The organism is Streptomyces sp. Rer75 (assembly GCF_013414305.1).
GTDB lineage: Bacteria > Actinomycetota > Actinomycetes > Streptomycetales > Streptomycetaceae > Streptomyces > Streptomyces himastatinicus.
Window position 1 is genome coordinate 7,750,533 of the sequence record NZ_CP058693.1, and the last position, 11,033, is coordinate 7,761,565.

The 11,033-nt window shown below is 72.2% G+C and carries 9 protein-coding genes; all 9 read left to right on the forward strand.

From position 1 onward, the window contains the following. The first annotated feature begins 34 nt into the window (after positions 1-34). The 9 genes from HYQ63_RS33425 (at position 35) to HYQ63_RS33465 (ending at position 11,026) form a co-directional block, all read left to right on the forward strand. Positions 35-2,032, forward strand: coding sequence for an anthranilate synthase family protein (locus tag HYQ63_RS33425; protein WP_179937503.1), 1,998 nt, complete (start codon positions 35-37; stop codon positions 2,030-2,032). Continuing rightward, positions 2,014-3,228, forward strand: coding sequence for a 3-deoxy-7-phosphoheptulonate synthase (locus HYQ63_RS33430; protein WP_179937504.1), 1,215 nt, complete (start codon positions 2,014-2,016; stop codon positions 3,226-3,228). The genes HYQ63_RS33425 and HYQ63_RS33430 overlap by 19 nt, the downstream gene beginning before the upstream one ends. Positions 3,229-3,319: 91 nt before the next feature. Beyond that, a complete protein-coding gene (locus HYQ63_RS33435; protein WP_179937505.1) occupies positions 3,320-4,108 on the forward strand; it encodes a 2,3-dihydro-2,3-dihydroxybenzoate dehydrogenase in 789 nt (262 codons plus the stop codon). 9 nt (positions 4,109-4,117) lie between these two features. Continuing rightward, positions 4,118-4,774, forward strand: coding sequence for an isochorismatase family protein (locus HYQ63_RS33440; RefSeq protein WP_179937506.1), 657 nt, complete (start codon positions 4,118-4,120; stop codon positions 4,772-4,774). A 14-nt stretch (positions 4,775-4,788) separates the two neighbouring features. Next, entirely contained in the window at positions 4,789-5,319 is a 531-nt protein-coding gene (locus HYQ63_RS33445) for an SRPBCC family protein (protein WP_123103802.1), read from the forward strand. A gap of 21 nt (positions 5,320-5,340) precedes the next feature. Next, positions 5,341-6,936, forward strand: coding sequence for a class I adenylate-forming enzyme family protein (locus HYQ63_RS33450; protein ID WP_179937507.1), 1,596 nt, complete (start codon positions 5,341-5,343; stop codon positions 6,934-6,936). A 15-nt stretch (positions 6,937-6,951) separates the two neighbouring features. Next, positions 6,952-8,667 carry an AMP-binding protein gene (locus HYQ63_RS33455; RefSeq protein ID WP_179937508.1) on the forward strand — a complete coding sequence of 572 codons (1,716 nt, stop codon included), beginning with the start codon at positions 6,952-6,954 and terminating at the stop codon, positions 8,665-8,667. Then, positions 8,664-9,911 carry an acyl-CoA dehydrogenase family protein gene (locus HYQ63_RS33460; RefSeq protein WP_179937509.1) on the forward strand — a complete coding sequence of 416 codons (1,248 nt, stop codon included), beginning with the start codon at positions 8,664-8,666 and terminating at the stop codon, positions 9,909-9,911. Before HYQ63_RS33455 ends, HYQ63_RS33460 begins: the two co-directional genes overlap by 4 nt. Beyond that, complete coding sequence (locus tag HYQ63_RS33465) at positions 9,908-11,026, forward strand: SDR family oxidoreductase (protein ID WP_179937510.1); 1,119 nt, start codon at positions 9,908-9,910, stop codon at positions 11,024-11,026. The genes HYQ63_RS33460 and HYQ63_RS33465 overlap by 4 nt, the downstream gene beginning before the upstream one ends. Positions 11,027-11,033 lie beyond the last annotated feature (7 nt).

Sequence of the window (11,033 nt, forward strand, 5' to 3'; positions counted from 1 at the left end):
CTGATCGACAAGACACCCCCTAGGGAAGGCAGGCATGACGAGCCATCAAGTCAGGGGCCTCCGCGACACGGATGCCCAGGATCTCCTCCACACGCTGGTGGCGCCCGACCCGCCCCCGTTCGCCCTGCTGCGCAGAGCGTGTGCGGGCGGGCACGAGGTGGAGGTGCTGACCGGGACGGTGGCCGAGGTGGGATCGCTCGCCGAACTGCCGTCGCCCGGCCCCGCGGACCCGGGCTCCGGGGGCGGCGGACCGGCCGAGGTGCTGGCGGCCATCCCCTTCCGCCAGGTCACCGAGCGCGGCTACGCGTGCAACGACGACGGCGAACCGATCCTGGCGCTGACCGCGGAGCGCCGCGCCGCCCTCCCCGTCAAAGAGGCGCTGGATCTGCTGCCCGACGCCGAAGTCGCCCTGCACGACGGCGGGTTCGACATCGGGGACGAGGACTACGAGAAGGTCGTGGAGAAGATCCTCGACCAGGAGATCCGGGCCGGTGAGGGCTCCAACTTCGTCATCAGGCGGTCCTTCCGGGCCACCCTGGGCGACTACCGGCCCGAGGTCGCCCTGACCGTCTTCCGGCGGCTGCTCACCATGGAGTCCGGCGCCTACTGGACCTTCGTGATGCACACCGGCGACCGCACCTTCGTCGGCGCCTCCCCGGAGCTGCACGTCCAGGTCGACGGGGGCACCGCGCGGATGAACCCGATCAGCGGCACCTACCGCTATCCGCCCTCCGGCGCGGACCTGGACGGGGTGCTGGAGTTCCTGGGCGACCAGAAGGAGACCGACGAACTCTTCATGGTCGTGGACGAGGAGCTGAAGATGCTCGCCCGGGTCTGCGACCGCGGCGCCCGGGCCCGCGGCCCCCATCTGCGCGAGATGGCCAAGCTCGCGCACACCGAATACCTGCTGGAGGGCGCCACCTCGCGGGACGTCCGCGAGGTGCTGCGCGAGACGATGTTCGCGCCGACCATCACCGGCAGCCCGCTGGAGAACGCCTGCCGGGTGATCGCCCGGCACGAGGAGAGCGGACGCGGCTACTACGGCGGCGCCCTGGCCCTCCTCGGCCGGGACACCACCGGCCGGGACACCCTGGACTCGGCGATCCTCATCCGCACCGCCGACATAGGCCGCGAGGGCGACCTGCGCATCGACGTCGGCGCCACCCTGGTCCGGGACTCCCGGCCCGCCGCGGAGGTCGCCGAGACCTGGGCCAAGGTGGACGCGCTGCTGGCCGCCACCGGACTGGAGCGGCGGTGCGCCGGGCCCGCGGCACCGGCCCGGCCCGCGGGCGGCGGTGCGCCACTCGCCCACGACCCCAAGGTGATCAGTGCGCTGGAGCGGCGCAACGCTGGTCTCTCCGCCTTCTGGCTGGGCAAGGAGGACGACCGGCCCGTACGGACGGCCGGTCCGGACGCCGGACGGGTGCTGATCGTCGACGCCGAGGACATGTTCACCGGCATGCTCGGCCACCAGACCCGCTCGCTGGGCCTGGACGCCACCATCCGCTCCTGGGACGCGGTGGCGCCCGGGGACGTCGACGGCTACGACTGCGTCGTCCTGGGGCCCGGCCCCGGCGACCCCCGGGCCACCACCGACCCCAAGGTGCGCGGCATCGCCGACCTGATCGTCCGGCTCTTCGCCCGGGGCATCCCGTTCGTCGGCGAATGCCTCAGCCACCAGGTGCTGTGCGCGCTGCTGGGGCTCGAACTCTTCCCCAGGGAGCGGCCCAACCAGGGCACCCAGCGCCGCATCGACTTCTTCGGACGGTCCGAGCCCGTCGGCTTCTACAACTCCTACGCCGCCCGCCACACCGCCGACCGGCTGCATTCCCCACTTGCCCGCGGCGCCGTCGAGCTGTGCCGCAACCCGGCCACCGGCGAGGTGCACGCGGTGCGCGGCGAGCGGTTCGCCGCCACCCAGTTCCATCTGGAGTCGGTGCTGACCGAGCACGGCACCGACCTCCTCGCCGACCTGCTCGGCTGGGCGCTGCGGCACCCCGCCGAGCTGATCGAATGCGAAGCCGACCGGTGATCGGCGACGGCACCCGGGCCGCGCCCGGACCCTCCTGGCCCGAGGGGGCGGTGGCCGCCCAGCAGCCGGAGTGGAAGACCCACCCGGACTACGTGGCGAGCCGCGCCGCGCTGGCCGCCGCGCCCGCGCTGGTGACCGCCGCGGAACTGGCCCGGCTGCGCCGGGGGCTGGCGGTGGTGGCCGGTGGCGGGGCGCGGATGGTCCAGCTCGGCGATTGCGCGGAGAGCTTCGAGGAGACCGGCGCCGATCACGTCCGCGCCAAGACGGCGGTGCTGCACGCCCTCGCCGATGAACTCGGCGGCGACGGACCGGTGTTACGGGTCGGGCGGATCGGCGGCCAGTTCGCCAAGCCGCGCAGCAGTCCCTTCGAGGACGTCGACGGGGTGCAGCTGCCCGCCTTCCGCGGCCACATGGTCAACGGCGAGGCACCGTCCGCCGGGGCGCGGGCGCACGATCCGCGGCGGATGGTGCGGGCGTACGAGGCGAGCGCCGAGGTGTTACGGGTCCTCGCCCGCGACCGGGACCGCCGCGCCGGACGCCGCACGCGGCCGTTCCCCGACGGGCCCTGGGCCAGCCACGACGCGCTGGTCATCGACTACGAGGCCCCGCTGGTCCGCACTGACGCCGGGCGGCGGATCCTGGGCTCCACCCATCTGCCCTGGCTCGGCGACCGCACCAGAGCGCCCGGCTCGGCCCATGTGCGGCTGCTGTCCCAGGTGGCCAACCCGGTCGCGCTCAAGCTCGGCCCCTCCGCCGACCCCGCCGAACTGGCCGAGGTGTGCGCCCTGCTGGACCCGGACCGGACCCCCGGCAGACTCACCCTGATCGCGCGCATGGGCGCGGAGCGGGTCACCGAACTGCTGCCGCCCCTGGTGGCCGCCGTACGGGCCCGGGGCCACCGGGCGGTCTGGCTGAGCGACCCGATGCACGGCAACACCGTGCGGGCGGGCGGGGTGAAAACCCGGCACCTGAGCGCCATCGTGGACGAGGCGGTCCGCTGCAAGAGAGTCCTGGAAGCGGCGGGGGAGCACCCCGCCGGACTCCATCTCGAAGTCGCCGCATCGGATGTCACCGAATGTCTCGGCGGAAAGGTCGACGGGGTCGAGCGACTGGCCGAGCGCTATACGACGCTGTGCGATCCGCGGCTGAATCCCGACCAGGCAGCCGAATTGATGCGCACCTGGATTCGCGCATAGGAATCCGTAGACTCGGAATACATCCGCCGAACATACGCGGCGTCTCTTCGCTCCGCCCGGCGGCTGCCCTTCTCTTCTGGAAGGTGAGGATTTGACCGAGCACAAGGACATCGCCTGCCGGGTCGCACTGGTCACCGGCGCGGCCGGCGGAATCGGAACCGCCATCGCACGGGCACTCGCGGGCGGCGGAACTCTGGTGGCCGCCGTGGACAAGGATGCCGACCGGCTGACCGATCTGGTGGAGAAGATGGCGGCGGACGGACTGACCGCCGCCGCCTTTCCCGCCGATGTCACCGACAGCGGGCGCATCAACGCGGTCGTCGACCGGATCGAAACCGAACTCGGTGCCGTGGACCTGCTGGTGAACGCGGCCGGAGTGATGCGCGCCGGGTCCGCGCTGGAGATGTCGGACCTCGATTGGCGGGCCATCTTCTCGATCAATCTGGACGGTGTCTTCCACTGTTCCCGGGCCGTCGCCTCGCGCATGAAGGAACGCGGCGAGGGAGCCATCGTGACCGTCGCCTCCAACGCCGGGCGCATACCCCGGGTGCATATGGCGGCATACGGTGCGTCGAAGGCCGCCGCGTCCCTCTACACCAAGTCCCTCGGACTGGAACTGGCGGAATACGGAATCCGCTGCAACGTGGTGTCGCCCGGTTCGACCGACACCGACATGCTGCGTTCTCTGTGGTCCGCGGAATCCGACCGGCAAACCACGATCGACGGTTCGATGGCCACGTACAAGACCGGAATCCCGCTGCGCCGGATCGCCGAACCCGGTGACATCGCGGACGCCGTTCTCTTCCTCGCCTCCGACCGGGCCCGGCACATCACCATGCAGGACCTGTGCGTCGACGGCGGCGCCATTCTGGGGGTGTGAGAAAAGGCCATGGGCATTCCCGCCATCGCGCCCTATCCGATGCCGACCGCGGCCGATCTGCCGAAGAACCAGGTCGACTGGCGGCCCGACCCGGAGCGCGCCGTCCTCTTCTTCCACGACATGCAGGCGTACTTCCTGGCGCCCTACGACCCGGCCAGCGCCCCGTACGACGAGCTGCTGGCCAACACCCGCGCCCTGCGCGACCGGGCCGCCGCGCTCGGCATGCCGGTGGTGTACTCGGCCCAGCCCGGCGACATGGACCGCGGCCAGCGCGGTCTGCTGTACGACTTCTGGGGGCCCGGGATGTCCGCGCACGAGCGGGACACCGGGATCGTGGAACCGCTGCGCCCGGCCGACGGGGACACCGTGCTGACGAAGTGGCGTTACAGCGCTTTCGTCCGCTCCGAACTCCGTGGTCTGTTTGAGAAGTCCGGCCGCGATCAATTGATCGTGTGCGGGGTCTATGCCCATGTCGGCTGTCTCATGACGGCGGTCGACGCCTTCAGCTCCGATATCCAGCCGTTTCTGGTGGCGGACGCCCTCGCCGATTTCACCGCCGACCACCACCGGTCCGCGCTGGACTATGCCGCGCGCTGCTGCGCGGCGATCCACACCACCGAGCAGATGCTCGACTTCCTGGCTGCCGAGAAGACCTCAGCCCGATAGAGGGGTGCCGACCCATGAGTTCCACGGAAACGTTCCGCGTGGACGCCACCACCGAAATCCGCGCCGATCCCGCCGCCGTCTTCGCCTATGTCAGCGACCTCACCCGCAGCGGTGACTGGAGCCCCGAGTGCCTGGGCGGGGAGTGGAGCGAAGGAGAACCCGCGGCCGTCGGCTCCGTCTTCACCGCGCGCAACCACCGGGAGCCGGATGTGGTCGCCTGGGCGCCGGTCGTGCGCGGGGACTGGACCACGCAATGCGAGGTCGTGGAATCCGTCGCCCCGCGCGTGTTCAGCTGGGCCATGCGCACCAAAGACGGCCGCGCCCAGGAGAGCGTATGGTCGTTCACGGTCGAGCCGACGGCGGGCGGCAGTGCGCTGACCCACGCCTTCTGGATGGGCGAACTGACCGAAGGCATGCGGGGAATTCTCCACGGCATGAGCGACGCCGAGGTGAAGAAGTTCCTCGACGACTGGTCGGACAAAATCGACGGCGATATGCGGCAGTCGCTCGCCCGCATCAAGGCCGCACTCGAAACCGCCTCCTGATGGCGAGGGGTGACGCCCACCGTGATTCTGCAACGCATCGGGAACAGGGGACTGTTCCTGGGCTCCTTCTTCGACGGGGCTGCCAAGAAGAGCCCGTACCAGAAAATCACCCTCGACCACGAACTCGACATCGCACCGGAGCTGGGCAGCGACCTCACCGTCTACGCCTGCGCGAACCTCGTCGCCGAAATGGCGTCCGCGCTGCGTGATCTGAGGGTGCGCCCGGGCGACAAGGTCGCCGTCTACAAAGAGGACGGCTTCGACATCTTCCTGCTCACCTGCGCGGTCGCCCGCGTCGGCGCGGTCCCCGTCGCCCTCTCGCCCAGCCTCACCGGCGAGGTCGTCGCGGAGCTGCTGAACCGCTGCGACTGGCCGCATCTGATCACCGACGAGAAGAAGCTGGTCGGCGAGCTGCCACCGGATGTCACCAAGCGCTGCAAGCGGGTCTTCCTGGTGACCGGCGAGGCCGAGGGCACCACCCCGCTGCGGCGGGACCCCGAGGCGCATCTGCGCCCGTACACCAGGACCAGGACCAGGCGTCCCGCGCTGCTGACCCACACCTCCGGCACCACCGACACCCCCAAGCTCGTCGTGCACACCGCCCGCTCGCTGCGGGCCCGCTACCGCCCGCAGGCGCTCGGCGCCCGGCTGCTGATACGCGGCCGCGAAACCCTCGCCGTCCGGGTGTCGTTCGTGCACTCGCGCCTGGTGACCGCGCTCGCCATCGCGCTCAAGCGCGGCTTCCCGATCGTCATCACCAAGGACGCCACGCCCGAGCGGATCGCCGACATCTTCGCCGAGGTCAAGCCCGGTGTGCTGGAGGCCCACCCCAACACGTTCGTGGAGTGGGAGCCGCTGGCCGACGACCCGCGCGGTCCGCTGTCCAACGTCCTGGCGCTGAGCAGCACGTTCGACGCCATCCATCCGCGGACCGTGCAGAAGATCCTGGGCGCCTCCCGGCGCCGCCGCCCGTTCCACCTCCAGCTGTACGGACAGAGCGAGGTCGGGCCGACCGTCGGCCGCGCCACCTCCCGGCGGCGCGCGATGTCCGCCGACGGACGCTGTGTCGGCTTCCCGTTCCCCGGAATGACGGCGGTCCGGGTGGTCGACCGCAACGGCCGCACCCCCGGCCCCGGCGACCCCGGCTTCATCGAGGTCCGCTCCGACGGCCGGGCGCTCACCTACTTCGGCGAGGACGCCCGCTTCCAGCGGCAACTCGACGACGGCTGGTGGCGGATGGGCGACGTCGGCTACCGCACCCGCTGGGGCTGTCTGCACGTCTCCGACCGCGAGGTCGACGTCATCCCCGGCTTCGGCAGCGCGCTGGAGGCCGAGGACCTGCTGATGTCGCGGCTCGACAGCCTCCTGGAGGTCGTGGTCGTCCCCGGCGAGGAGGGCGCGCCGACCCCGGTCGTGGTGACCCGGGACGGCGGGCCGCTGGACCTCGCCCGCTGGGAGGAGGCGGCTGCCCGACTGGCCCCGATGCGGCCGCCGGTGCAGCTGAGCCTGGACGAACTGCCGCGCACCGCCACCGCCAAAGTGCAGCGGCTGGAGCTGGCGCGGCTGCTGCGGGACCGGAGCGCCGGGCCCGGACCGGACACCCGGCCGACCGAATAGAGGGGGAAGGTCACCATGTCGCAGCGAACATCGCAGCGAACGCCGCAGCGCAACTCCCGGCCTGAAACACCCGACCACGACCGCGTGTTCGGCTGGCTGGACGACCCGTCGGACGAGCGCGGGATGCGGTTCCGGCTGGACGACGGCTCCTGGCAGCGGCTCACCTACCGGGAGCTGGCCGGGCGGACCCTGGGCGCGGGCGCCGCGCTCGCCGACGCGGGGGTGCGGCCCGGCGACGTGGTGCCGCTGGTGCTGCCCGGCGGGGAGGACTTCGTCACGCAGTTCTTCGGGCTGCTCGCGATCGGCGCCACCCCGTCCGTGCTGCCCCTGCCGCTCGCGCTGCGCGGGGGAGAGGGCTACCAGAACCAGCTGAAGGCCATCACCGCCCGCATCCATCCGCGGCACGCCATCGCCGACCCGCGCTACCACGACGTGGTCGCGGAGAACGTGGCCCGGCTCGGCGGCGGCACCGACGTGCTGGCGCCGCAGTACGCCGACCGCCCGGAGGAGGCGCCGCGCGCCTGGGGCGAGCTGGCGGTGCTCCAGTTCACCTCGGGCTCCCGCGGCTCACCGCGCGGACTGCGCATCTCGATGGCCAACCTGGCCACCAACCTGCGCATGATCGAGGGCTGGATGAACCCGGTGGGCTACGGCGCGGTCACCTGGCTGCCGCTCTACCACGACATGGGGCTGGTCGGCGGGCTGCTGGGCGCGCTGACCCTCCAGGTGGAGCATGCGCTGATGCGGCCCGAGCAGTTCATCCGGGACACCCGCGGCTGGATCGCCGAGTACGGACGCACCCCGTACTCCAACATGTGCATGCCCAACTTCGGCTTCGAGCGGGTGCTGTCGGCGGTCCGCCCCGAGGACCTCGAAGGGCTGGACTTCTCCGGCTTGAGCGCCGTGGTCAGCGGCGCGGAGCGGATCGACCCCGCGGTGCTGGCCCGCTTCGCCGCGCTGCTGGGCCCGCACGGCTTCGACGTACGGGCGCTGATGCCCGCGTACGGGCTGGCCGAGGGCACCCTCGCGGTCACCGGGGTGAGCAAGCACCACGTCGCCCGGATGGTGCGGGCGGGCGGTCTGGAGCGGCGGCTCGGGGAGAAACTGGACGTGAGCGAGGTCGTCGAGCTGAGCACCGTGCCGGTCGACGAACCCTGGACCTGGCAGGTCAGTTGCGGTCCGCCGCTGGAGACCGCGCGCGTGGAGATCCTGGACGAGGACGGCGCACCGCAGCCCGAAGGGGTGCTCGGGGAGATCTACGTCGAGGGCCCCTCGGTCGCCGACGGCTACGCCGACCCCGCCCCCGAGGACGTGGCCAAGCTGCACGACGGCAGGCTGTACACCGGCGACGCCGGGTTCCTGCTGGACGGGGAGCTGTACGTGATCGGCCGGCTCGGCGACAGCGTGAAGATCAACGGCCAGAACGTCTTCGTCGAGGACATCGAACTCGAACTCGTCGCCTCCGGGGCCGTCTCCCGGCGGTACGCGACCGTCGTCGCCGGGATCACCGGGGGCGAACCGAGGGTGCTGCTGGTCACCGAACGCCCGCTGGGCGACCGGCTGGACGACGCGCTGTCCGTCATCGCGTCGTTCACCGGCGACGCGGCCCGCGCCGAGGTGCTGTACGTCAAGCGCGGCACCATCCCCCTGACCTCCAGCCGCAAGCCCCGCCGCCGTTCGCTGTGGCTGTCGTACGTGGCGGGTGAACTGAAGGAGCGTAACGACTCGTGAGTGTTGTGGCCGCACCGGCGGAGCAGACCGCACCGGCGGAGCAGACCTCCCGCCTCTTCACGGCCGGGCCGTTCGGCGAACGGGTGGAGGACACCCGCAAACGCGTTGCGGAGCTGCTGCGGCGGACCTTCGAACCGGTCGCCGAACAGGCCGAGGCCGAGGGGCTCTTCCCGCGCGACGCGCTGGCCGAACTCGGTCGCGCCGGACTGTTCGAGGAGCGCTGGCGCGCGTCGTCCCCGGCCGACCCGTACGGCGACCCCGGACTCGGCGTGATCATCGCCGAGGAGAGCGGCCGGCTCGGGCACGCCAGCCTGTCGGTCGGGCTCAGCCTGCACTGCGAGACGGTCCTCTCCATCCTCACCCGCTTCGGGGACTCCCCGCTGCTCGCCGAGTACCGGGCCGGGGCGCTGGAAGGGCGGCTGGTGGGCTGTCTCGGCGCCTCCGAACCGACCGGCGGCTCCGACCTCAACGGGGTGCGCACGGTCGCCCGCAAGACGCCCGGCGGCTGGCGGGTCACGGGCGAGAAGAAGTATCTGTCGCTCGGCCTGGTCTGCGACGTCGCCCTGCTGCTGTGCCGCCTGGACGAGGGCTCGGGGCCGGTCGACGGCAGGCTCGGGCTGCTCGCCGTACCGCGCGACGGACTCACGCCGCGCAAACGGCTCGACAAGGCGGGCACCTCCGCGCTCGACACCACCTGGATGGTCATCGACGCCGAGGTCCCCGACGAGGCCCTGGTGGGCCGCCGCGGCGGCGGACTGCTCGGCGCCACCTGGGGGCTGAACCACGAACGGCTCTCCATCGCCGCCCAGGCCGTCGGCGGCGCCGCCCGCGCCATCGGACTGGCCACCGCCCACCTCCAGCGCCGCAAGCAGTTCGGCAAACCGCTGATCGAACAGCAGGCGCTGCGGCTGCGGCTGGCCGAACTGTCGTCCCGGCTGATCGCGCTGCGCTACGCGGTCTACACCGCCGCCCAGGGCGTAGCCGTGCCCGGCGCGTGCGGCACCCGCGAGATCGCGGCGCTCAAGACCACGGCGGCGCGGTTCGTCGAAGAGGTCATGAGCGAGTGCATGCACCTGTTCGGCGGCCCCGGCTATCTCGAGGACGAGACGCCGCTCGCCCGCATGTGGCGCGACTCCCGGCTGGCCCGGCTCGGCGGCGGCACCGACGAGATGATGTGGGAGCTGGTCGCCGGGGGACTGGTGCCCGACAACGCGGCCTACGACGAGGGTGTCGATCTCGGATGAAGCTGCTGCTGACCGGAATCACCGGACAACTCGGCACCGCGGTCGCCGAGATCGCCCCGCGGCGCGGGGTCGAGATCGTGCCGCTGGTGCGCCGCGCCCGCCCCGGCCAGGTCCCCTTCGAGCGGCTGTTTCCCTCGCTCGCCGCGGCCCGCGTCGGCGGCGACGTACGCGAACCGCTGTGGGGGCTGACGGACGCGGAGCTGGACGAGCTGGCCGAGGACGTCGACGCCGTCGTCAACCTCGCCGGGGACACCAACTGGGCGGGCAGCGGCCGCGATCTGTACGCGGTGAACGTGCTGGGCGCCCGCAACGGCTACGAGGTCGCCCGCGAGCTCCAGCGCCGCTCGGGCCGCCGGGTGGTCTACGGCTACGCGTCGTCGATCTTCGTCGCGGGCGGCACCCTCGGCCGGATCGCCGAGACACCGCTCGCCCCCGACCGCCACCGCACCGCGTACGAGCACAGCAAATGGCTGGCCGAACAGGAGCTGATGCGGCGGCACGGCCCCGGCGAGCCCGATGTCCTCATCAGCCGGGTCGCCGCCCTGCTCGGCGACTCGCAGACCGGCGCCACCCGCAAGCGCAACTCGCTGTACCTGCTGGCCGAGCGGTGGGACGAGCTGCCCGGCCGGGTGCTGCCCGCCATGCGCGGTGCCCGGGTCGACGTCCTGCCGCGCGACCTGGCGGCGGGCACCCTGCTGGACGCGCTGGCCGGGCTGCACCGCTCCGGCCCGCGCCCCGAGCCCGTCGTCACCCATCTGTCCGCCGGGGAGCGGGCCCCGTCCATCCGCGGCCTGCTGGAGGTGGCGCGCGCGATCTCCCCGCTGCACTTCGGCAAGTGGCTGCGGCTGGTCCCGGCCTCCGCCGAGCAGGTGCTGTGGCTCTCCGCCAACGCCGAACGCTTCCTGCCGCTGTCCCAGGCGTGGCGCAACAGCCTCATCGGACTGCGCTACATCGGGCTCGACCGGGTGATGGAGCGCGGTCGGCTGGCCGGTCTGGTGGACGGGCCGCTGCCCGAGCCCTCCACCGAACTGCTCGCCCGGCTCCTGTTCGACCTCCCGGCGCCCAAGCGCCCCCTGGCCCCCGCCGACAGCGGATTGTCGAGGTTCCTGGCATGAACGATCC